Origin of the sequence: Halomarina litorea, from assembly GCF_024227715.1 — an archaeon.
In the GTDB taxonomy this organism is placed as follows: Archaea; Halobacteriota; Halobacteria; order Halobacteriales; family Haloarculaceae; genus Halomarina; species Halomarina litorea.
Map to the genome: position 1 here is coordinate 1193561 of NZ_CP100448.1, position 23449 is coordinate 1217009.

General features: G+C 67.6%; 19 protein-coding genes. 4 read left to right on the forward strand and 15 right to left on the reverse strand.

What is annotated here, in order from left to right; genetic code table 11:
* The first annotated feature begins 180 nt into the window (after nt 1–180).
* The 4 genes from NKG96_RS06605 to NKG96_RS06620 all read left to right on the forward strand — a co-directional run bounded on the left by NKG96_RS06605 (nt 181) and on the right by NKG96_RS06620 (nt 3771).
* A complete protein-coding gene (locus NKG96_RS06605) occupies nt 181–711 on the forward strand; it encodes a DUF6789 family protein (protein WP_254537725.1) in 531 nt (176 codons plus the stop codon).
* 93 nt (nt 712–804) lie between these two features.
* Nucleotides 805–1182, forward strand: a complete 378-nt coding sequence (locus NKG96_RS06610; RefSeq protein WP_254537726.1) for a DUF6684 family protein — start codon at nt 805–807, stop codon at nt 1180–1182.
* A 192-nt stretch (nt 1183–1374) separates the two neighbouring features.
* Nucleotides 1375–3132, forward strand: coding sequence for a cytochrome c oxidase subunit I (ctaD, locus tag NKG96_RS06615; RefSeq protein ID WP_368409293.1), 1758 nt, complete (start codon nt 1375–1377; stop codon nt 3130–3132).
* A 351-nt stretch (nt 3133–3483) separates the two neighbouring features.
* Complete coding sequence (locus tag NKG96_RS06620; RefSeq protein WP_254537727.1) at nt 3484–3771, forward strand: DUF7520 family protein; 288 nt, start codon at nt 3484–3486, stop codon at nt 3769–3771.
* On the opposite strand, the gene NKG96_RS06625 is transcribed toward NKG96_RS06620, so the two are convergent.
* The 15 genes from NKG96_RS06625 to nuoL form a co-directional block, all read right to left on the reverse strand.
* The gene (locus NKG96_RS06625) at nt 3756–4469 is read right to left on the reverse strand and encodes a thioredoxin family protein (RefSeq protein WP_254537728.1); all 714 of its coding nucleotides are present in this window, start codon (nt 4467–4469) and stop codon (nt 3756–3758) included. The genes NKG96_RS06620 and NKG96_RS06625 overlap by 16 nt on opposite strands.
* Entirely contained in the window at nt 4466–5215 is a 750-nt protein-coding gene (locus NKG96_RS06630; protein WP_254537729.1) for an ABC transporter ATP-binding protein, read from the reverse strand. Before NKG96_RS06630 ends, NKG96_RS06625 begins: the two co-directional genes overlap by 4 nt.
* Nucleotides 5212–5970 (reverse strand): ABC transporter ATP-binding protein, encoded by a 759-nt coding sequence (locus tag NKG96_RS06635; RefSeq protein WP_254537730.1) that lies wholly within the window; start codon nt 5968–5970, stop codon nt 5212–5214. The genes NKG96_RS06630 and NKG96_RS06635 overlap by 4 nt, the downstream gene beginning before the upstream one ends.
* Nucleotides 5970–7148, reverse strand: coding sequence for a branched-chain amino acid ABC transporter permease (locus tag NKG96_RS06640; RefSeq protein ID WP_254537731.1), 1179 nt, complete (start codon nt 7146–7148; stop codon nt 5970–5972). The genes NKG96_RS06635 and NKG96_RS06640 overlap by 1 nt, the downstream gene beginning before the upstream one ends.
* Entirely contained in the window at nt 7145–8149 is a 1005-nt protein-coding gene (locus NKG96_RS06645) for a branched-chain amino acid ABC transporter permease (protein ID WP_254537732.1), read from the reverse strand. Before NKG96_RS06645 ends, NKG96_RS06640 begins: the two co-directional genes overlap by 4 nt.
* Nucleotides 8150–8237: 88 nt before the next feature.
* On the reverse strand, nt 8238–9686 hold the full coding sequence (locus NKG96_RS06650; RefSeq protein ID WP_254537733.1) for an ABC transporter substrate-binding protein: 1449 nt from the start codon (nt 9684–9686) through the stop codon (nt 8238–8240).
* Between the two features lie 252 nt (nt 9687–9938).
* Nucleotides 9939–11927, reverse strand: coding sequence for an acetate--CoA ligase (gene acs / locus NKG96_RS06655; protein ID WP_254537734.1), 1989 nt, complete (start codon nt 11925–11927; stop codon nt 9939–9941).
* 101 nt (nt 11928–12028) lie between these two features.
* Nucleotides 12029–13732, reverse strand: coding sequence for an acyl-CoA mutase large subunit family protein (locus NKG96_RS06660; protein ID WP_254537735.1), 1704 nt, complete (start codon nt 13730–13732; stop codon nt 12029–12031).
* A gap of 55 nt (nt 13733–13787) precedes the next feature.
* On the reverse strand, nt 13788–14591 hold the full coding sequence (locus tag NKG96_RS06665; RefSeq protein ID WP_254537736.1) for an ABC transporter permease: 804 nt from the start codon (nt 14589–14591) through the stop codon (nt 13788–13790).
* Nucleotides 14588–15565 carry an ABC transporter ATP-binding protein gene (locus NKG96_RS06670; RefSeq protein ID WP_254537737.1) on the reverse strand — a complete coding sequence of 326 codons (978 nt, stop codon included), beginning with the start codon at nt 15563–15565 and terminating at the stop codon, nt 14588–14590. Before NKG96_RS06670 ends, NKG96_RS06665 begins: the two co-directional genes overlap by 4 nt.
* 127 nt (nt 15566–15692) lie before the next feature.
* Nucleotides 15693–16502, reverse strand: a complete 810-nt coding sequence (locus tag NKG96_RS06675; protein ID WP_254537738.1) for a CBS domain-containing ParB/RepB/Spo0J family partition protein — start codon at nt 16500–16502, stop codon at nt 15693–15695.
* Between the two features lie 205 nt (nt 16503–16707).
* Nucleotides 16708–18207, reverse strand: a complete 1500-nt coding sequence (locus NKG96_RS06680) for a DHH family phosphoesterase (RefSeq protein ID WP_254537739.1) — start codon at nt 18205–18207, stop codon at nt 16708–16710.
* A 125-nt stretch (nt 18208–18332) separates the two neighbouring features.
* On the reverse strand, nt 18333–19838 hold the full coding sequence (locus tag NKG96_RS06685; protein WP_254537740.1) for an NADH-quinone oxidoreductase subunit N: 1506 nt from the start codon (nt 19836–19838) through the stop codon (nt 18333–18335).
* Entirely contained in the window at nt 19839–21413 is a 1575-nt protein-coding gene (locus NKG96_RS06690) for a complex I subunit 4 family protein (protein WP_254537741.1), read from the reverse strand.
* Entirely contained in the window at nt 21413–23449 is a 2037-nt protein-coding gene (gene nuoL / locus NKG96_RS06695) for an NADH-quinone oxidoreductase subunit L (RefSeq protein WP_254537742.1), read from the reverse strand. Before nuoL ends, NKG96_RS06690 begins: the two co-directional genes overlap by 1 nt.

A 23449-nucleotide genomic window follows, 5' to 3' on the forward strand; every position in this document is an offset into this window, starting at 1 on the left:
CCTTATACATTGCGCAGGTGTACCACGGTTCTCGGTCCCAATCCACACGACGTTCGTCCACTCGTGAGTGAAACGGGACGCCGACCGTCATCCAAACGTCGGTACCACCGCACGGAACAACAGTATCGGGAGGTGACAGGACCAGCAAGGCTTTTGTCACTTTATTTGGTACCATGTATCATGGTAGACAGTCCTTCGGAGCTCGCCGCCGACGTCGACGTGGACGTAGAGGAGGGTGCGGAACCCGACTTCGACCACCTGGCCGGCATCGTCACGGACGGTCTCATCGGTGCGGTCGGGGGCCTCGTCGGGACCGCCGCGCTCACCGTCGGACTGTTCGTCGCCTCGACGGTCGGGGCCTTCGAGTTCGAGGCGTTCTCCGAGATCGCCCAGATCGTCGCGCTCGACGTCGTGTTCCCGGCCAACGCGCCCGCGGTTGGGTTCCTCATGTTCCTCGCGGGCGGGATGATAACGTGGCCGCTCCTGTTCGCCGCGACGGGGGCGTACCTCCCCGGCAGGACCTACGCGCTCAAGGGACTCCCGTACGGGGCCGTCCTCTGGACGGGGTTCGCGATGGCGTTCTACACCTCCCAGTCGGGTATCGCGCTGGTGCTCTACCTCGTGTTGACGTTCGTCGCGCACCTCGCCTACGGCTTCACCCTCGGCGCCGTCTTCGACTACCTCGGCAACCGGCCCGAGACGCTCGTCTGAGGCACCTCGCGGTCCCTCGCGGAAGCGAGGTGGACGACGGCGTGGCGAGCGCAAATGGACAGCCTATTTATCGCTGCCCCGTAACGGTCGGATATGGCACCGGACGTGTTCGACCGGGAGACGATGCTCGACCTCTCGGTCAACGTAATCCCGCTGTTCATCATCCTGTTCTTCATCGTCCTCTTCGCGGCAGTCGCGCCGTTCGGCTACAGCCTCGTGGACACGACGATTCAGATGGCGTTGCTCGTCATCCCGTTCATCGGGCTGGCCATCCTGACGTACTTCTCGGGGAAGGCCATCGCCGAGGCCGAGGCGAAGATGGAAGAGCGCGGCGACCTCGCGCACGCCGAGAACGACACCCCGGGCGCACACGCGGGCGAGTCGACGCCCGACGCGCCCGACGCGCCCGACGCGACGGAGGGCGACGCCGAGAGCGCCGTCGAGACCCGCTCGACCTCCGACCAGGACTGACGACAGCACCACCGACCGCCCGTCCCCGGCCACCGTCGCGGCCGCGGAATCTGACCCCGAGCCTCCGGCACGAACCGCCCGACGCCTCCTCTCTCGAGACGCGAACACAACCTTTCTAACGGACCAACCCGGAGGGGTACCATGGACCTATCAAGAGAGTTGCTCGCTGGGATGCCAGCCCAGGGAGCCGGCATGGACCTGTCGGGACAACTGGCGCTTACGGTCCTCATGGGGGTGTTCCTCGTCGGCGTCGCGGTGTTGCTCACCCGCGTCGAGGACTGGCGCTCGTACACGCCGCTCGCGAGCGGCGGCGTCTACGGCGACGAGACGGGTCACGCCGTCCAGCACAAGCCCTCCGGGATCACTCGCTGGCTGACGACGGTCGACCACAAGGACATCGGGATGCTGTACGGCGCGTACGCCATCATCGCGTTCGTCTGGGGCGGACTGGCCGTCCTCATCATGCGGACGGAACTGGCCGACCCCGCGGCGACGCTCATCGAAGCCGGCTTCTACAACGGGCTGTTGACGAGCCACGGCATCACGATGCTGTTCCTCTTCGGGACGCCCATCATCGCCGCGTTCTCGAACTACTTCGTCCCGCTGCTCATCGGCGCGGACGACATGGCGTTCCCGCGCATCAACGCCATCGCGTTCTGGCTCCTGCCGCCGGGTGCCCTGCTCATCTGGGCCGGCTTCCTCATCCCGGGGATGGCACCGTCCCAGACGTCGTGGACGATGTACACGCCGCTGTCCATCGAGCAGACCCACGCCGCGACGGACCTGATGCTCCTCGGCTTGCACCTCACCGGCGTCTCCGCGACGATGGGTGCCATCAACTTCATCGCGACCATCTTCACCGAACGCGGCGACGACGTGAACTGGGCGAACCTCGACATCTTCTCGTGGACCATCCTCACGCAGTCGGGGCTCATCCTGTTCGCGTTCCCCCTGCTCGGGAGCGCGCTCATCATGCTCCTGCTCGACCGCAACTTCGGGACGACGTTCTTCACCGTCGACGGGGGGTCGCCCATCCTCTGGCAACACCTGTTCTGGTTCTTCGGCCACCCCGAGGTGTACATCCTCGTCCTGCCCCCGATGGGCATCGTCAGCTACGTGCTGCCGAAGTTCTCCGGCCGAAAGCTGTTCGGCTTCAAGTTCGTCGTCTACTCGACGCTCGCAATCGGCGTCCTCTCCTTCGGCGTGTGGGCCCACCACATGTTCAGTACGGGCATCGACCCCCGCGTCCGCGCCTCGTTCATGGCCGTCTCGATGGCCATCGCCATACCGAGCGCGGTGAAGACGTTCAACTGGATCACGACGATGTGGAACGGGAAGATTCGCCTGACGACGCCGATGCTGTTTTGCATCGGCTTCGTCAGTAACTTCATCATCGGCGGCGTCACCGGCGTCTTCCTCGCCGCCATCCCCATCGACCTCGTCCTCCACGACACCTACTACGTCGTCGGCCACTTCCATTACATCGTCATGGGGGCCATCGCGTTCGCCGGGTTCGCGGGCCTCTACTACTGGTATCCCATCTTTACCGGGAAGATGTACCAGCGTACGCTGGCGAAGGCCCACTTCTGGCTGTGGATGGTGGGGACGAACCTCACGTTCCTCGCCATGCTCCTGCTGGGCTACGAGGGGATGCCTCGCCGGTACGCCACCTACACCTTCGACGCAGGAATCGTGAACCTCGACGTCATCACGGCGCTCCATCAGGTGGCGACCCTGGGCGCGTTCCTCATCGCCTTCGGCACCATCGTCTGGGTGTTCAACTTCGTCCAGTCGTGGTACGAGGGCCCCGACGTCGGCGAGGACCCGTGGGGCCTCGAGGACAGCACGCTGTACGGCCGCGAGTTCGAGTGGCACCGCAACCGCCTCCGGACCGCCGTCGCCGACGGTGGTGAGGAGGACGTCGTGACCGACGGCGGCAACGAAGAGTAACCTCGCAGCCCTCGTCTTCCGCGGTTCTCACTCACCTCGCTACCCGCTCGCGTCCGACTCGTTTTCGGTTCGACGAACGTTCGCGTTCTCACGACCTCCGACTGACGAGCGGTCGCGCCGGCCCGACGTCGACGCGGGGACGCGACGACGCCGTCGCTCGGCGGCGCGTGATCTCGGAGGGCGACTCCTGACCCGGTCAGGAGATGGTACTGATGACGAGGACGATACCGGTGACGAACATGAGCGCCGCTACCCCGGTCAGAATCAGCAGGAGTAGCTCTTTCTCCTCCATGTCTCGGGTTGGGGACCGCGAGACAAAAGGGTAATCGTCCGCGCGTCCCTAGCCCGGCCGTGAGCGAGAACGCGCGCGAACTCGGCGGTCGCTGGTTCGTCCTCATCCTCTACCTGACGGTCGTCGGCATCACCGGCGTCGTCGGCTACCTCCTCGGCGTGTTCAACTCGAACGTGGACCCCGTACTGTTCGGGTTCATCCAGCTCCCGCCGACGCCCCTCGGCATGGCCGCGTTCGGCGCCATCACGCTGGCGACGATTCTCGGCGTGTTCGTCGGTGCCGTCGTCCTCGTCTCGCGGCGCTACGTCGACGGCGGGGCGGGACCGGGCGGTCAGTCCGGCCCGTAGGCCCGTTCGGCGGCCGCGGCGACCTGCTCCGGCGAGACGTACCCCCGGAGGCCCTCGCGCGCCTCGCCGTCGGCGAAGAGGAGTATCGACGGCGCGGCCTCCACCTCGAACTCGCGGCGGAACGCGTCCACGGACTCCCCGTCGACGCCCGCGACGGCGACCGACTCGGGCAGATCGGCCAGAATCTCGTCGAGGTCGCGCTTCAGCGAGTCACACGGCGCGCAGTTGCGCTTCCAGACGAACATGGCCGCCCGGTCGTGCTCTGCGAGGAACTCGCCGTAGCCCTCGTCGTCCAGTTCCGCCATGCCCTCGGGGACGGGGGTGTCCGGCGCGACTTCGCCGACGAGCATCGCCATCCGGGCGCGGTCGACCCGCGAGTGGCCGTCGTCGAGGTGGGAGGTGACCGAAAGGTAGTCGACGAACATCTCGCGGGTGACGCCCTCTCGCTCGATGCGCGCCTCGGCGTCCTCCGTCGAGAGGTCGAAGGAACTCGCGACGGACTCGCGGAACACCGTGTCGGTCGCGTTCCCGTACGTGTCGTAGTAGATGCCCCGCGTCTGCTCGAACTCGGCCGTCGTGGCGAGGGTGCCGTCCGCACGCTCCGTGAGGACGCCGCCCTCGACGAGCGAGTCGACGAGGGCGTCCACGTCGGCCTCCGTGAGGTCGGGCGCGTCGGCGGTGGCGTCGTCGCCCGTCATACGCCGAGGTACCGCTGTCTGGTCTCCTCGTCCGAGCGGAGGTCGTCGGCGCTCCCCTCGAAGACGACCTCGCCCTGGTCGACGACGTAACACCGGTCTGCGATCTTCATCGCGGCCACCGCGTTCTGTTCGACGAGGAGGATGGTGGTCCCCTCCTCGCGGATGCGTTCGACGACGTCCTCGACCGCCTGGATGATCTGCGGGGCGAGTCCCTCGTAGGGTTCGTCGAGCATCAACAGCGTGGGGTTCTGCTTCAGCGCGCGGGCGATGGCGAGCATCTGCTGTTCGCCTCCCGACAGCGTCCCCGCCTTCTGCCCCCGGCGTTCGTCCAGTCGCGGGAACACCTCGTACACCTCCTCGTCGTCCATCTGGTCGCGCTCGAACGAGAGCGACCGTCCCATCGTGTTCGAGGAGTTGCGCACCACCTCCGCGATGTGGAGGTTCTCCGCGACGGTGAGGTCGGGGAACACCCGTCGCTCCTCGGGGACGAGCGAGATACCCTGTACCGCTACGTCCTCGGGCGGGAGGTCGGTGATGTCCTCGCCCTCGAAGGTGATGCGCCCGTCGCGCACCTCGGGTTCGTCGGTCCCGGCGACCGACCGGAGGGTCGTGGTCTTGCCCGCGCCGTTGCGTCCGAGCAGGGCGCAAATCTCGCCCTCTTCGACGTGCATCGAGAGGTCCCTGAGGATGTGGCTCTCGCCGTAGGAGGCGTCCACCGCGTCCAGCTCGAGTTGGCTCCGGCTCACAGGTCCGCACCTCCGAGGTAGGCCTCCTGGACCGTCGGATCCTCGCGTATCTCGTCGGGCGTCCCCTCCGCGATGACCGCCCCCCGGTTGAGGACGATGATGCGGTCCGAGACGTTGAAGACGATCTCCATGTCGTGTTCGACCAGCAGGAAGGTCAGCCCGCGTTCCTCCTTGACCGCCTCGATGAGGTTCACCGTCGCCTCCGTCTCCTCGGGGGACATCCCAGCAGTCGGTTCGTCCATGAGGAGCATGTCGGGTTCGGCGGCCAGCGCGATGCCGATTTCGAGGCGGCGCTTGTCGCCGTAGGGGAGGTCCTGTGCCTCCACGTCGCGCTGGTCCCAGAGGCCGACCGATTCGAGGGTCTCGCGGGCCACCTCGTTCACCTCCGGGTAGCGGTTGCGGTGGCGCAGGAAGTTGAACCGGAACGAGCCGTGTTCGGCCGCTAGCGCCGCTATCTGGGCGTTCTTTCGCACGCTCAACTGCGGGAAGATGGAGGCCGTCTGGAAGGACTTGCTCACCCCGCGTTGGACCACCTCGTGCGGTTTCAACCCGACGATGGACTCGCCCTTGAAGCGGATGTCGCCCTCGGAGGGGTCCAGCCGTCGGGTGATGAGGTTGATGAGGGTGGACTTCCCGGCCCCGTTCGGGCCGATGAGGCTCACGCGCTCGTTCTCCTCGATGCCGATCGTCACGTCGTCCGTCGCGACGAGGCCGCCGAAGCGCTTGACGAGGTTCTCCGTCTCCAGCAACGCCATCAGCGGTCACCTCGCAGTCGTTCCGCGACGGTCCGTCGGAGGTCCTTGATACCGCCCCAGACTCCGCCGCGCGGGAAGAACACGACGATGGCGACGAACAGCACCCCGAGGATGAGGTGCCAGTAGGGCGCCGGGTTGGCCCACTCGGGGAGCACGACGGCCTGCGGACCGGGGAAGAGCTTGTCGATCTGCGTGAACAGCATCACTTCGCGAATCCCCGGGATGACGTTCGCGATGTAGAGGTACACCGCCGCGCCGAGTGGCGCGCCGAACAGCGACCCGACGCCGCCGATGACGCTCATGATGACCACCTCGCCGCTGGTCGTCCAGAACAGCGACTCGACGGGCACGCGCGCGTTGTGGATGGCGAACAGCGCACCCGCGAGGCCCGCGATGGCCCCCGAGATGACGAACGCCATCAGCTTGTAGCGCCAGACGTTCAGCCCGACGAACTCCGCGCGCTGTTCGTTCTCGCGAATGGCGCGAAACACCATCCCGTACGGTGAGTTGAGCACGCGGTAGGCGACGGCGACGGTGAACACCATCGCCCCGCCGATGAGCATGTACATCCACGTGCTCACCAGTTCGGTGATGACGGGCACGCCCGCCTCGAGGGGAATGAACCCCAGCAGCGGGTCAATGGTCCTTCGACCGATGCCGAGGCCGTTGTCCCCGCCCGTAATCGAGGCGAGCGGCTGGAGCGCCATGTAGTACAGCATCTGGGCGAACGCCAGCGTGAGGATGGCAAAGTAGATACCCCCGCGCCGAAGTGAGAGAAAGCCGAGCACCCACGCCAGCAGGGCGGCGAAGACGGTGCCGACGACGAGCATCGCCAGCGGCGACCCCGAGACGTTCGCGGCGAACACGCCCGCGGCGTACGCGCCGCCGCCCCAGAAGGCGGCGTGCCCGAACGACAGCAGGCCGGTGTAGCCGTGCAAGAGGTCGTACCCGATGACGAAGATGCCCCAGATGAGGATGAGTTCCGCCAGCGACTGGTAGCCCTGAAGCGCGTCGCTGACGACCGGCGCGCGGGCGAACAGGTACGGGAACAGGAGGACGGCGAGGGCCGTCCCCGCGACGACGACGCTCTCCCGTTCTCGCAGTTCGGCCCACGTCGCGAGCAGTCCTTCCCGCTCGGTGGCGACGCCCTCGCGTTCGACCCGCGTCTCGTCGCTCACGCGACCACCTCGTCACCGAGCAGTCCCTCGGGACGCACCAGCAGGACGATAGCGGCCATCGCGTAGATGCCCACCTCGGACCACGCCGCGAACCCGAACTGGATGAGTCCGGCCTGGACGAGGCCGAACAGGAGGCCGCCGAGGACCGCCCCGCGTATCGACCCGACGCCCCCGACGACGACGGTGAGGAAGGCGGGGACGAGGATGTTGCCGCCGTAGTCCGGGTTGAAGTTGACCAGCGGGCCGCCGACGAGGCCGGCGACGCCCGCCAGCGCCGCGCCGATACCGAACACCACGAGGTACGGCCGCGAGAGGCGGATGCCGAGCAGTTCGACCATCTCCGCGTCCACCGTCCCCGCGCGCACCGTCAGGCCGAAGTCGGTGTACTCGATGAGCAGGTAGACGATACCGACGAGGACGGCGGTGATGAGGATGATGACCAGCCGCCACGTCGAGACCCCGCTCACGCCGAAAAAGCGCAGGACGTCCCCGACCAGCGGGAGGCCGAGTGCGGACCCTTCTGCCCACGGCGGTTGGGCGATGGACTGGCTCTGTCCGCCGAACAGCACGCGGAACAGCTCCTGGAGGATGAGCGCGAGGCCGAACGTGAGGAGAATCTGGTCGGTGTCGGGCCGGTCGTAGAACGGCTGAGCGACGAAGCGCTCCATCAACAGTCCGACGACGAAGACGACGACGGGGACGACGACCAGCGCCGCGAGGTAGCCCCAGCCGAGGCCGACGGTGGCCCCGTCGATGAGTCCGAGGTCCTGGAGCCACTCCGGGAGCTTCCCGCCGAACCGGGGCTGCTGTGCGATGATGAGCCCCAGATACGCGCCGACGATGTAGAGCGCACCGTGGGCGAAGTTGACGAACTTGAGCGTCCCGAGGATGATGGAGAGACCGACGGCCAGCAGGATGTAGATGGACCCGGTCGTGATGCCGTTGATGACCAGTCGGACGAGGTCGCCGGCGACCTGGAGGGGGACGACGGGCAGGGTCACGGTCCGGGCCTCCGCGGTTCGCTGTCTTGCGAGTGGATGTGTCGTGGATGCATCGTGTCGAACGTGGTGTGGTGGGGGATGTCGTGGACTACTCGTCGCCGTACGGGCCGAGTTCGCACTCGGCAGCCGGCCCCTCGTCGCAGGCGTACCAGAGGTCGTCCCGGCTGGTGATGTTCACGATCTCGAAGTACGACCCCTTCGACTGCTGGTCGGCGGGGAGGCCGCGGACGACGGGCACGTCCCGGATGGCCTGGTGGTCGCAGGCGCGCATCGTCTCCGCGCCCATCCCGATGTTGTCGTACTCGTAGTCCTCCAGTTGCCGGATGACCTCTGGCGGGTAGAACGTTCCCGCTCGCTCGACGGCCGCCGCGTACTGGAGCGTCTGGGCGTACGCCAACTGCGCCGGTCCGGACGGGATGCGCCCGTCGAACTCCTGACCGAAGGCCTCGGTGAACTCCTTCGAGGGGGTGTTGTCTATCTGGGAGTCCCACGCGGCGGTGCCGAAGACGCCCTCGATGGCACCCCCGGCGGCCTCCGCCATCGGGCGGTTGTACAGCGGGACGAGCAGCTCCATGTTCTGGTCGAGGCCGGCGTCGATTGCCTGCTGGAGCGACGTCGCCCCGTCCAGCCCGTAGTGGTTGAGGACGAGCACGTCCGCCCCCGAGTCAGCCGCCTGCGAGAGGTACGAGCCGTAGTCGTCCGTTCCCAGCGGCGTCGGGACGCTGTCGGCCTGTTCCCACCCTGCGACCTCCGTGAGGAACTGGTTCATCGACTCCTGCTGGGTCTGGCCCCACGAGTAGTCGGCGTACAACTGGTAGAACGTCAGCCCCTCACCGTATTCCTCCTTGAGGACGGGTGCCAGCGCCTGTCCGGTCGTGTAGGCGTTGAACATCTCCCGGAAGCCGTACCGGCGACACTCGATGCCCGTCGTCTCGTTGGAGTGGGTGAGACAGCACATGAACAGCACCTTGTTGTCCTGTGCGACCTGTTGCTGGGCGATGGCCGTCGCACTGGACGACCCGCCGCTGAACATGATGACGCCGTCGCGGCTGATCATCCGGTTCGCCGACTGGGTCGCCGTGTTGGGATCGGTCGCCGTGTCGCCCTCCACGTAGTCGATCTCGTAGCCGAGGACGCCGTCGCCCGACAGATCGTCGAACTGCGAATCAACCCAGCCGCCGCCCTCGTTGAGGTGCTTGACGGCCATCTCGTACCCCCGAAGTTCGTCCTCGCCCTCCGAGGAGTACGGTCCCGTGGTCGGGACGTTGAACCCGAACAGCGCCGTGTTCCCCTCGATGGGGTAGTTGCCGAGGGCGGGATAGTCGTCCCCGCCGCCACCGCCGGAGCCGTTGCCGCCCGACCCGTTGTCGCCACCGCCGCCACCGCCGCCACCGTCGCCTCCGCCACCACCGCCACCACCCCCACCGGCGGTGTCCTCGGTCGTACACCCGGCGAGGCCGACGAGTCCCGCCGTTCCCGCTACCCCTGCGCCTTTCAGAACGTCCCGCCTCGTTAGTCGGTTGCTACCGTCTGACATACTAACACACCACGAGTAGCCGACTACATTAACTGTTGTGATTAAAAGCATCGTTAAACGGTGTCGTCGTTTCACGACGCCATCGCCCGATTGTCCGGACATCGCTCTCGCGGATGGTAGTTTGTTCCTCACCTCTCGAGAGATGTACGAATCCGCTATTTGGGCCGAGGACGCTCGACGCGCCGGTTTCCCCGGAGACCGGTCGTCGTCGGTCCCGACTGCGACCAGGAGGGGGAGAAACCCGGCGCCCGTTCAGTCTCCCTGAACCTGCCGACGAATCTGCTCGGGCACGTCGGGGTCCCGCAGGGTGGTCGTGTCCCCGAGGTCCTCGTCGTTCGAGATGTTCTCGAGGATGCGTCGCATGATCTTCCCCGACCGCGTCTTCGGCAGGTCGTCGACGAAGGCGACGTTCGCGGGGCGGGCGAACTTCCCGATCTCGTCTTCGACCGCCTCCACGATGCGCCCGCGGACCTCGTCGCTCGCCTCGACCCCCTCCCGGAGGACGACGTACACCTCGGGCACCTCGCCCTTCTCGGGGTGGTCGCGGGCGACGACGGCCGCCTCCGCGACGTCCTCCACCTCGGCGACGGCCGACTCGAGTTCCATCGTCCCCAACCGGTGGCCCGCGACGTTCATCACGTCGTCCAGTCGCCCGAGGATGCGCCAGTAGCCGTCGCGCTCGTGGACGGCCCCGTCGCCCGCCTTGTAGTTCCAGTCGCGCCAGTCGTCGCTCCCCGTGTCGGAGAACTCCTCCCAGTAGGTCGAGACGAACCGGTCGTCGTCGCCGTACACCGTCTGGAGCATCCCCGGCCACGGCTTCCGGATGACGAGGTTGCCCGCCCGCCCCGATGCGGGGTCGATCTCCTCGCCCCGGTCGTCGACGATGGCCGGGTCGATGCCCGGCGCGGGGAGGCCGGCGCTCCCGGGTTTCATGTCCGCCAGCGCGGGCAGGTTCGTGATGAGGTGGCCGCCCGTCTCCGTCTGCCACCACGTGTCGACGATGACCGCCTTCTCCCGCCCGATGTGCGTGTAGTACCAGAGCCACGCCTCCGGCTGGATGGGTTCGCCCACCGTCGTCATGTGCCGGAACGAGAAGTCGTAGCCCTCGACGTGTTCGGGGCCCCACTTCATGAACTGGCGGACCGCCGTCGGCGAGGTGTGGAAGATGTCGACGTCGTACTTCTCGGCTAGCTCCCAGATACGCGACTTGTGCGGGAAGTCGGGCGCGCCCTCGTACATCACGCTCGTCGTCCCGAGTGCGAGCGGGCCGTAGACGATGTAGCTGTGCCCCGTTATCCAGCCGATGTCGGCGGCACACCAGTAGGTGTCCTCGGGCTTGATGTCGAGGACGTACTTCGAGGTGCCCGCCGCGTACGCGAGATACCCCCCGGTGCGGTGCTGACAGCCCTTCGGCTTGCCCGTCGTCCCCGACGTGTACATCAGGAACAGGGGGTCCTCGGCGTCCCGCGAAACCGGTTCGACCCGTTCGCGTTCGTGGTCGGCCAGCACCTCGGAGACGAGGGTGTAGTCGTCGCTGATGCTCACCGACTCGTGGACCTCGTCGTGTCTGGTCCAGACCAGCACCTCGGGGTCGCGGTCGGTCTCTTCCATCGCGGCGTCCGCCTTCTGGACGTGGTCGAGGAACTCGCCGCGCCGGTAGTAGCCGTCGATGGTCACCACGAAGTCCGACCCGGCGTCGTCGACCCGTTCGGCCAGCGCACTCGCCGAGAACCCCCCGAACACCACCGAGTGCGGCGCGCCGATGCGGGCACAGGCGAGCATCGTGATGGGGAGGGCGGGCACCATCGGCAAGTGGACAGTCACCACGTCGTCCTCGTCGACGCCCTCGCTCCGGAGGGCGGCCGCGAACTCGTTGACCTCGCGGTAGAGGTCCCGATACGTGAGGGTACGCCGGTCGCCGTGCTCGCCCTCCCAGACGAGGGCGGCCTGGTTCTTCCGGTCTGCGAGGTGGCGGTCCACGCAGTTGTACGAGGCGTTCAGCCGCCCCCCGGTGAACCACCGGAAGAAGGGCGGGTTCGAGGCGTCGAGGACCGCGTCCCAGTGGTCGTCCCAGTCGAGGAGGACGGCGTACTCCTCGAACCCGTCGGGGAACTCGTCGAACCGGTCGTACACCGCCGGGTCCGAGACGTTCGCCTGCCCGACGAACCGCGCCGGGGGTCGGAAGTACTCCTGTTCGCGCAGTCGTGCCTCGAGTTGGACGTCCTCGTCGGAATCGCTCATGAGGTCAGCTCACCACGTGGCGTGTTCTCACGGGTCGTAATAGCGTTACCGCCGAGAGGACGGAATCGGATGCGGTCGGCGAGAGAAGGCGAGTTCCGGACTCAGGCGACGCTCGCCGTCTCGGTGTAGCTGCCGTGTTCGGCCTCGTAGACCTCCATGATCTCGCCCATCGTCGCGTAGGCCTTCACCGCGTCGATGACGTACGGCATCGTGTTCTCGCCGTTCTGGATGGCCTCGTCGAGGGCCGCGAGGGTCTCCTCGACGCGGTCGTCGTCGCGTTCCTCCTTGACCGATTCGAGGCGGGCCAACTGGCGGTCGCTCACCTCGTCTTCCACCTTGAGAATCTCCGTGTCGTCGGCGTCGCCGCCGGAGGTGTACTTGTTGACCCCGACGACGACCTCCTCGCCCTCGTCGACGCGCTCCTGATACTCGTAGGCCGCGTCCTGAATCTCGCGGTGGAAGTACCCCTCCTCGATGCCCCGGAGGACACCGTCGAGGATGGAGCCGTCGCCCATCTCGGCGATGTGGTCGATGTAGGCCATCGTCTCCTCCTCGACCTCGTCGGTCAGCGCCTCCACCGCGTAGGACCCGCCCATCGGGTCGGCGGTGTCGGCGAGTCCCGACTCCTCGGCGAGTATCTGCTGGGTCCGGAGCGCGATCCGGACCGCCTCCTCGCTGGGCAGGGCGAGCGCCTCGTCGTAGCTGTTGGTGTGGAGGCTCTGTGTCCCGCCCATCACCGCGGCGGCCGCCTGCAGGGTGACGCGGATGATGTTGTTGAGCGGTTGCTGGGCGGTCAGCGACTGCCCCGCCGTCTGCGTGTGGAACTTCAGGCGCTTGGACTCGGGTTTCTCCGCGCCGTAGCGCTCGCCCATCACGTTCGCGTAGATGCGCCGGGCAGCCCGGAACTTCGCGACCTCCTCCAGCACCGAGTTGTGCGAGTTGAAGAAAAAGGAGAGGAGGGGTGCTACGTCGTCGACGTCCAGTCCGCGTTCCTCGGCGGCCTCCACGTACGCGAAGCCGTCGGCGAGCGTGAACGCGAGTTCCTGAACCGCGGTCGACCCGGCCTCGCGGATGTGGTAGCCCGACACGGAGACGGGGTAGATCTTCGGCGTCTCCTCGACGGCGAACTCGATGGTGTCGGTGACGATATCGACCGACGGTTCGGGCGGGATGACCCACTCCTTCTGTGCGATGAACTCCTTCAGCATGTCGTTCTGGAAGGTCCCCCGAATCTGGTCGCGGGGGACGCCCTGCTCGTCGGCGAGGGCGACGTACATCGCGTAGATGACGATGGCGCTCGGGTTGATGGTGAAACTCGTCGACACCTCGCTGATGTCGATGCCGTCGAAGAGAATCTCCATGTCCCGCAGGGTGTCGACGGCGACCCCCTCCTTGCCCACCTCGCCGAGGCTCATCGGGTCGTCCGAGTCGAGGCCCATCAGCGAGGGCATGTCGAACGCCGTCGACAGGCCGGTCTGGCCCTCGTCGACGAGGTACTTGAAGCGCTCGTTGGTCTCCTCGGCGGTGCCGAAGCCGGCGAACTGGCGCATCGTCCACGTCCGCCCGCGGTACATCGTCGGGTACGGCCCGCGGGTATACGGCTCCTCGCCGGGGAACCCGAGGTCCTCGTCGAAGTCCTCCGGGGCCACGTCGTCGGGCGTGTAGAGGCGGTCGACCTGGTGGTTCGAGACGGTGGCGAACCGGTCTTTCCGCTCGCCGTGGGCGTCGAGCACCGGGTCGAGGGTGTCGTCCTCCCAGCGCTCGCGCTCTTGGCGTATCTCCCGGAGGTCGTCCTCGTCGAACATACCACAAGCCTTGCCGCGCCGCGCCATGAAGATTCCGGGCCGTTCCCCGCCGAACTCAGTACTGCCCGAGCGTCCCGCGCCTGCGCGCCTCCCGTGAGAGGCGTCGGAAGAGGACGTAGCCACAGCCGAGGTAGCCCGCCGCCGTCAGACAGAGGAGTGCGAGGTCACCCGTCGGGAGGTCCCACAGCGCCACCCCCTCGCCCATCGCCCGCCGGAGGAGGTGACTCCCCAGCGAGAGCGGGAGCAGTTTCAGGACCGGTGCCTCCTCGACGGGAAGGGCCACGAGGGCGACGAACGCGAACTGGACGAGTTGAAAGAGGTTCTCGATGCGCTTGAACACCAGCGCGAGGCCGCCGAGCGCGAACCCGACGCCGACGGCGGAGGCGAGCGTCAGCAGTCCCAGCGGGACCACGGTCAGCGGGTCGAGGGCGAGCGAGACGCCCGTGGTGGCGACCATCAGCGCGAGCAACACGGCCCCGTAGCCGAAGCTCACCAGCAGGTTCACGCCCGTCTTCACCGCGACGACGCGCCCGAAACCCTGTGGCGACATGTACAACTGTTCGAGCGTCCCCCACTGCGCCTCGCGGGTGAGGTCCCACGAGAGGTCGGCGTAGGCCACCGTCGCCATCAGGAGGAGGAAGAACCCGACGACGATGCCGTCCAGCGTGTTCGCGATGGCCTGCGGGGCGAGTTCCCGCCCGCCAAACACCAGCAGCGCGAAGAAGACGTAGATGGTGACGAGGCTCGTCACGGTGTTGAACGCGTAGCGCACCCGCAAGACGAGCGACTTGTACGCGACGGCCCGGGCGAGGACGACCGTCTCCCGCACCGCACGCCGGGAGGGAGTCCCGAGGCTCACGCCGCCCCCCGGTCGTTCGTCAGCCGAAGGAACGCGTCTTCGAGGTTGGGTTCGACGGCGGTCACGGACAGGAGGTCGGTGTCGAGGGCGCGGACCGCGTCCACGAGGTCGTAGAAGGCCGCCGCGTCGTCGAGCGTCACCTCGAAGCGGACGCCCTCGGGGAGCCACTGCCAGCGCTCGACGCCGTGGTCGGCGGCGAGTCGCTCACGTTCGCGCGCGGCGAGCGGCCCCGCAAGCGTGACGCGGTAGGCCCGCGTCCGGAGCGCCCCCGTCAGGTCGTCGACGCTCCCGTCGGCGACGACCCGTCCCTCGTTGAGGACGACGAGGCGGTCGCACACCTCCTGGAGCACGTCCATGTCGTGACTGGAGACGAGGACCGTCCGGCCCTCCTCCTCGGCCAGCGAGCGGAGTCGCTGGCGGAGGGCGTACGACGCCTCGACGTCCAGACCGAGCGTCGGTTCGTCGAGGAAGACGACGGGCGTCTCGCGCGCGAGGGTGCACGCGAGCGCCGCCTGCTGTTTCATCCCGCGCGAGAGGTCGTTGACCGCGGTGTCGGCGTACGCGCCGAGTCCCAGCGAGTCCAGCAGGTGGGCGTGTTCCTCCCGGCGCTCGCGCGAGTCGATGCCCTGCAGGCTGGCGAAAAAGCGGACGTTCTCGCGGACCGTGAGCCGCCAGTAGAGGTTGCGCGCGCCCTCGAGCATCGCCCCGACGTGGCGGTAGACCGCCGGGTCGCGGACGTCGACGCCGTCGACGCGCACCGTCCCCTCGTCGGGGACCAGCAGGCCGAGGGCGCACTTGATGAGCGTCGTCTTCCCCGCGCCGTTCGGCCCGAGCAGTCCCACGACCGACCCGGGGTCGACGCTGAACGAGACGCCGTCGACGGCCCGCACCTCCCCGTAGCGCTTCACGAGGCGGTCGACGGCCACGGCTGTCGGTGGCTCCTGTCGCTCCCGGTTGGCCGTTGTCAGACGCATCTGTCGGGTGGTACCAAGTACCACAGGTACAGCACCGGACTCCAAAAGTTCGCCGGTTGCTACAATCCCCGCCTCGAGTTCTCTCGCGGGGGTTCACCCCCTCGGGGCCGAACGTCTCCGCGCGCCGTCAGTCCCGGTCCTGTTTCTGGAGGCGCTTGGTCGTCTCCACGAGGGGGTGGTGGGCGTAGTCGACCTCCTGAATGTCGTCGATGTCGACGAGGTTCTCCTTGCGGGCGGTCTCTGCGATGCCGAGGGGGACCCGTTCGTCGAGGACGATGACGTAGGCGTCCATCTCCTCGATGCCCTGCCGGTTGGCGGCCTTCACGCGGTGGTGGCCGTCCGCGAGGAGCAGTCGGTCCCCGCCGTTGTCGATGACGACGAGCGGTTCCGCCAGCCCGTTCTGGAGTTCGTACGAGCGTCCCTCCAGTTCGTCCGTGTAGACGCGCGACTGCGTTGGGGTGAGTCGCGAGAGCGCCACCTTGCGGCGCTCCTGACGCATGTCGACCCCGTGGATGTTCCGCAGAGTCTCGATGAGTTTCTCCACCTTGCTCGGCGTCGCGCGCTCGATCTGCGAGCGCACCACGTCGGCGTTCGAGATGATCCCGACGAGGTTGCCCGTGTCGTCGACGACGGGGAGTTTCTGGATGCCCGACCGCAGGATGACGCGCGCGGCGTCGGTGATGTCCATGTCCGGGTGCGCGACGATGAGGTCGTCGTTCATCACCTTGAACATCGGCTCGTAGTCCTCCGCCAGGAGGAGGTCGCGGGCGCTGACGAACCCGTGGACGCGCCGCCCGTCACACACCGGGAACCCGGAGTGCTCCTTGCTCTCGGAGATGCGACGCTTCACGTCGTCGACCGTCTCGTCGACGCCCACCGTGACCACGTCGCGGGTCATGTAGTCCTTGACGCGCGGCTTGTGCTCGCCCTCGGCCATTACTCTGTGGAGGGAACTGCCGGGCAAAAGCCTCCCGGTGGGGGTGACCGTCCGCGCCCACGGGTCGTCAGGGCGGCATTCGGCCGTTCGGAGCCGTTCGACTGGTCGGTGCCGTTCACTCGCTTCGCTCGCTCACGTCTCCCTGTCCTCGCGGCTCCCTTCGGTCGTCGCTCGGAATCGGGAGACCTTCAGCCGCGTTGCGGCCTCAGGTCTCCCTGTCCTCGTTCGCCCCGACGGGCAACCCCCCGATGCCCTCCCGGTACAACTCGGTCACGTCCCAGTCGGGCCGCGACCGGAGCGTCTCGAAGAAGCGGTCGTTGATCACGTCCTCAATGATGCCGGTGAGTTCCTCGCCGCTCTCGTCGTCGACGCTCCCGAGCAACCCGAGGGAGATCTGCGCGCCCGCCATGTCGGCGTGCCCGCCCGCGTCGCCGATCTGCGAGAACGCCTCGCGGAGCGTCTCGCCGACGTCGAGGTCCGTCCCGCGGGTCCGCGCGGAGGCGTAGATGGTCCCGTCGCGGTAGCCGTAGACGAGCGTCGTGGCCACGTCCTCCAGGTCGAGCAGGCGGTCTGCGGCCTGTGCGAGGGCGTCGCGCGACCGGAGCCGACCGACACAGGAAGTCAGCACGCTCCCCCGGACCTGCCGGTTGCGGATGGCCCGACCGACCGTCTCGATGGTGTCGACGCTGATGCTCGGTGACTCGACGCGTTCGAGCGTCGCCGTGTCGACGTACGGGAGGAGGTAGGCGGCGGCCTCGAAGTCCTCGACGGACACCTCGCGGCTGAAGTCCTTGGTGTCCACCCGGATACCGTAGAGGAGGCCCGTCGCCACCGACTGGGACGGTGTGAGACCGAAGGCGTCGAGGTAGTCCGCGAGCAGGGTGCTCGTCGCCCCCACGTCGCTCCTGAGGTCGACGAACGTCGCCTCGATGGGTTCGCGCGGCGGGTGGTGGTCGATGACGATGTCGATGGGCGTGTCCTCCGGCAACTGGTCGTTGACGCCGGGGCGGGAGTGGTCGACCAGCGCGAACCCGGCGAACCGCGAGAGGTCGTCGTCCGCTTCGAGGTTCGTCAGGTCGTACTCCAGTAAGTTGACCAGCGCGCGGTTCTCCTGGTGGGTGATGTCGCCGTAGTAACAGGGTTCGGCCTCGCACCCGGCGGCGGCCGCGATGGCGACCAGCGCCGTCGCGCTCGCGATGGCGTCCGGGTCGGGGTTGTCGTGCATCACGACCGCCAGCGGGCCGTCGAGCCCCCGGAGGACCCGCCGGAGCTGGCGCAGGCGGAGGTTTCCCCGCCCGGCGGTCCCGAGTACCTCGTCGGCGACGAGCGCGATGGGGTCGACCACGGTGTCGGCCACCGACGCGATGGCCGCGCGCTGGTCGTCCGTTGGGTCCTCCCCTAAGCACACGAGGACTACCGCGTCGGGGAAGGCCTGCTTCGCGGCGAGGGCCGCCTGGTGGTTCTGGTCGGATTCGCGCCCCGCGACGACGACGCTCTCGACGGACGGGTCGTCGCCCCCGTGCGACCGCGTGATGGCCGCCGGGTCGGTACAGTCGCCCAGTTGCGCCGGGATGTTCTCCCCGCGGAGGGTTTCGACTCGGTTCTCGTTGTCGGTGATGACCAGCATCTCGCCGGGCACCTCCCGTAGCTCGTCGATGAGCGTGTGCCCGAGCGGCCCACAGCCGAGGACGAGCCGAGTCGTCATACGTCACCTTTCTGACCCGGACAGCTAAAGCTTCTCCTCTGTCGGAACCGGCGGCGGCGGTCGGTTCCGGGTGGCCGTCGCCGTCGGCGGAGACTTCGAACCGAAAACGAGCGTACCGGTCGGCGTTACGCGCCGACCATCGTCGCGGCCGCCTCGAACGCCGTGTCCGAAAAGAACCCGAGGGCGGGCAGGAGGAGCACCGTCACGACGGCCGCGGCGACGATGGCCGCGTACAGGCCCGTCGGGTAGCCGTCGATGGCGAACTCGCCCGCGGCCTCCTCGAACCAGAGTGCCTTGACGATGCGCGAGTAGTAGAACAGCGACAGCGCGCTGTTGACGATGAGCGCGGCGGCGAGGATGAGCGTCCCCACCGTCGCCCCGCTGACCGCACCGAGCAACAGGAAGTACTTCGAGAGGAAGCCCGCCCCGATGGGCAGGCCGGCCAGGTTGAACAGGAACACCGTCATCGCCACGCTGGCGACCGGTGCCTTCGACCCGAGACCGTTGTAGTCCTCGAAGGTGCGCCCGACGCCCCAGTACTCCGCTAGCGCGATGAACAGGAACGCGCCGGTGTTCATGAAGCCGTAGACGACGAGATGAATCATCCCGGCACCGAGCACGAGCGCCGTGTCCGCGTTCCCGGTGAGCGCCGCCAGTGCGATGAGCACGTAGCCCGCGTGCCCGATAGAGGAGTACGCGAGCATCCGCTTGACGTTCTCCTGGGTCGCCGCCGCGAAGTTCCCGAGCGTCATCGTGACGAGCGCGAGAATCTGGAAGGTGAGCACCCAGTCGACGCCGCCGAGCGCCCCCTGGGGGAACGCGACGGTGAACGCCCGGAAGGCGATGACGAACCCGGCGGCCTTACTCGCAGAGGAGAGAAACGCCGAGATCGGCGCGGGCGCGCCCTCGTAGGCCTCCGGCGCCCAGAAGTGGAACGGGACGCTCGCGGTCTTGTAGGCGAATCCGCCGATGATCATCAGCACGCCGATGCCGAGGACGCCGACGAGCCCCTCGTCAACGCCACCCTGCAGCGCCTCCGCGATGGCGGGCAGCGAGAGGTGGCCCGTGACCCCGTACACCAGCGAGATGCCGTAGACGAACACCGCCGACGACAGCGCGCCGATGAGGAAGTACTTCAGTCCCGCCTCGACGCTCCCGCGGTTCCCCTTGAGGAACGCGACGAGCGCGTACGACGGGAGCGAGGCGAGTTCGAGGCTCACGAAGATGGTCGCGAGCGAGTTCGCCGCCGCCATCAGCGACATCCCCGTCGCCGCCAGCAGGACGAGGCTGTAGTACTCGGCCTTGTAGCGCTGGCCGGCGAGGTAGTCGTACGAGGCGAGACAGACCAGCGCCGTCACGCTCGTGAAGATGAGCGTGAAGAACAGGCTCATCCCGTCGACGACCAGCTGGCCGCCGAACAGGTCGACGGCCTGTCCCGCGTTGGTCACGAGGACGACGCCCGTCGCGACCAGCGCGACGAGCGCTCCACCGACGGAGAGGCCGGCGAGGAGCGTCGGGCGCGACGAGTCGGGGTCGATACTGTCGACGACCAGGACGAGCAGCGCCGCCACGCCGAGGACGATGGTCGGCGCGAGCGCGAGCGTCCCGCTGACTTGGAGTGACTGGAACATCTAGCGAACACCTCCGAGGACCGAGGCGAGGGAGTCGAGTCCGGCCTGTTCACCCTCGACCAGCTGGACGATGGGGTCCGAGGCGTCCCGGATCATCGCGAAGAAGATGTCCGGGGCGGTGCCCAGCGCGATGATGAACAGGACGAGCACGAACAGCGGCACGAGGTCGTGGACCGCCGCGCGCTCGACCGGGTAGTCAGTCGCCGAGAAGAAGTCGCCGAACAGCGTGCGCTGCATGGCGAAGAGCAGGTAGCCGGCGACGACGACGATGCCGAACATCGCGACGGCCGTGAAGATGGGCGCACCCTCCAGCACCGTCGAGGCGAACGCGCCCTTGAAGATGAAGAACTCGCCCGCGAAGCCGGCCATCAGCGGCAGGCCCATGTAGGCGAACGACCCGGCGACGAACGCCCCCACGGTGTAGGGCATCCGGTCGGCGAGGCCGGACATGTCGCCGACCATCCGCGTGTGCGTCGTGTTGTAGATGACGCCGACACAGAGGAACATCAGGCCGGAGATGAGGCCGTGGGCGACCATCTGGAACGTCGCGCCGCCGACGCCGTACAGCGTGTAGGCGACGAGTCCGAGGATGACGTAGCCCATCGACGAGACGGAGGAGTACGCGACGATGCGCTTCAGGTCCTGCTGTGCGAGCGCGAGCAGGGAGCCGTAGATGACGCTCACGACCCCGAGCGCCGCGATGAACGGCGCGAGGTCGGCCGCGACGTTCGGCAGCATCGTGAAGTTGAATCGGAGCAGCGCGTACGTCCCCATCTTCAGCATGACGCCCGCCAGCATGACCGACGCCGGCGTGGGCGCCTCGACGTGGGCGTCCGGCAGCCACGTGTGCAGCGGCGCGACGGGCACCTTCACCGCGAACCCGAAGAACATCAGGACGAACGCGACCAGCGCGAGGGTGTCGGGGGCGAGGCCCGCGAGCGACCCGAGCTGGCCGTCGTTGAGTGCCTGTGCGATCTCGGGCAGCCCGAGACTGGAGATGGAGTCGCCGAGACCGAAGACGAGGGCGAAAAAGCCCACGAACATGATCAGCGAGGCGACGTTCGTGTAGACGAAGAACTTGATGGCGGCGTACTTCCGGCGGGGGCCGCCCCAGACGCCGACGAGGAAGTACATCGGGATGAGGACGGCCTCCCAGAAGACGAACCAGACGAAGAAGTCGAGCGCCGCGAAGACGCCGATGAGGCTCGCCTCCATGAACAGCATCAGGCCGTAGAACTGGCTCTCGCGCGCGTCGATGGGTGTCCACGCGCTCAGGATGGCGAGCGTCGTGAGCACCGTCGAGAGCACGACCAGCGGCATCGAGATGCCGTCGAGGCCGGTGTGGTACATCAGCTGATAGCCGCCGACCGTGAGCCACTCGACGGTGGTCTCGAACGCCAGCGTCCCACCGAGCAGGGCGTTGCCCTGCCCGTCGAAGGTGGCGTACATGTAGAGGCTCCCGAGGACCGGGAGCAGGCTGATGGCCGCCGCGAGCTTCCCGGCGACGCGGTCGGGCGCGAGAAAGACGATTCCCGCCCCGAGCAGACAGAGCGCGATGAGGACCTCGACGAGCATTAGACGAACCACCCCCCGAGGACGCCGACGACGACGAGCAGGGTCACGAGGCCCAGCGTCAGCAGCGCCGCGTAGTTAGACACGATACCCGTCTGGATGCGGCGAACGCGACTCCCCGAGAAGAGGGAGACGGAGGAGATGCCGTTGACGACGCCGTCGACGACGCCCTGGTCGAACTTGTCCGCGCCGCGGGCGACGTTGGCCGTCAGGCCCTCCGCGAGCCACACCTGATACTCGTCCTGGTAGTAGTTGTTGAACAGCACTGTCTTTGCCGAACCGAGTTTGTCCGTGTGCTCCTCGGGCGACGGGCCACTGTAGAGCACCCACGCGAGGCCCGCGCCCGCGAGAGCGAGGCCGAGCGACACCGCGGCGGAGGCGAGCATCGTCCCGACCTCGCCGAAGAGGTACACCGCCTCGTAGCCGGCGGACTCCTCGAGGAGCACCTCGTAGTGGTGCAGCCCCGTGAACAGCTCCTCGGGCGTGCCGAGAAGCCACGTGTGCAGGAAGTCGATGTGCGCGCCGGTGAGCTTGGCGACCGGGACCATGTTGATGAACCCGATCGTGGCCGCCAGCACACCGAGCACCGCGAGCGGCCCCTTGACGTTCCAGCCGACGCCGTGGGGGTCGCGCGCCGTCTCCGTCCGGGGTTCGCCGTGGAAGGTCAGGAGGACCATCCGGAAGGTGTAGAACCCGGTGAGGAAGACGGCGAGCAGACCCATCGCCCACGCGCCGAGCAGGAGCGGCGAGCCGAGGCCGTGGACGAGCGCCTCGAACAGCACCTCGTCTTTCGACCAGAAGCCGGCGAAGGGGACGATACCCGCGAGCGCCAGCGACCCGGAGAGGAACGCGTAGTAGGTGACGGGCATCCGCTCTTTCAGCCCGCCCATGTCCCACATGTCCTCGTTGTGGTGCATGGCGATGATGACCGACCCTGCGCCGAGGAACAACAGCGCCTTGAAGATGGCGTGGGTGGTCAGGTGGAAGACCGCCGCGACGTACCCACCGGTCCCCAGCGCGAGCATGATGTAGCCGTACTGTGAGATGGTGGAGTACGCGAGGACCTGCTTGATCTCGCGCTTGACGACGGCCATCGTCGCCGCGAACAGGGCGGTGAAGCCGCCCACGAACGCGATGACGGCGAGTACGGTCGGCAAGAGCGCGTAGAAGCCGTACATCCGGGCGACGAGGTAGACGCCCGCCGCGACCATCGTCGCCGCGTGGATGAGCGCCGACACGGGGGTCGGACCCTCCATCGCGTCGGGGAGCCACGTGTGGAAGGGGAACTGCGCCGACTTGCCCATCACGCCGCCGAGGACGAGCAGTCCGATGACGCTGAACCACGCCTGCGGGTCCAGTCCGAAGAACGTTCGAATCTCGCCCTCGCCCGCGAGCGCCTGTTCGGCGAGGTGCGGGAAGCTCTCGGGACCGGCGAACGCCGCCGTCCCGAAGGTCCCGAAGACGGCGACGACGCCGACGAGGAAGAAGTAGTCCCCGAAGCGGGTGACGAGGAACGCCTTCTTCGCCGCGCTCGGCGGGCCGGCCTCGCGGAACCAGAAGCCGATGAGGAGGTACGAACAGAGGCCGACGAGTTCGAAGAACATGAACGCCATCAGCAGGTTCGAACTCATGACGAACCCGAGCATGCTCGCCGTGAACAGGCCGAGTTCGGCGTAGTAGCGGGGCAGACCCGTCTCGCCCTCGTCGTTCATGTAGCCGAGCGAGAAGACGTGGACGAGGACCGCGATGAGCGAGACGATGACGAGCATCAGCGCGCTCAACTGGTCGAGCAGGAGGCCGAACTGGAGGCCGACGGGGTCCTCCGCGGCCACCCACTGGTAGATGACCTCGTTGTAGGTCTCACCGGTGTAGACGGTGAACAGGACCCACAGCGAGAGCAGGAGCGACCCGAGCGTGGCGGTGATGCCCGCGAGGGCACCGCGCTTCGGGAGGTACTTCCCCGCGAAGAGCGCCACGACGAACGAGGCGAACGGGAGCAGTGCGATAGCCGGTGCGAATGCGAATGCGCCTTCTGCCAT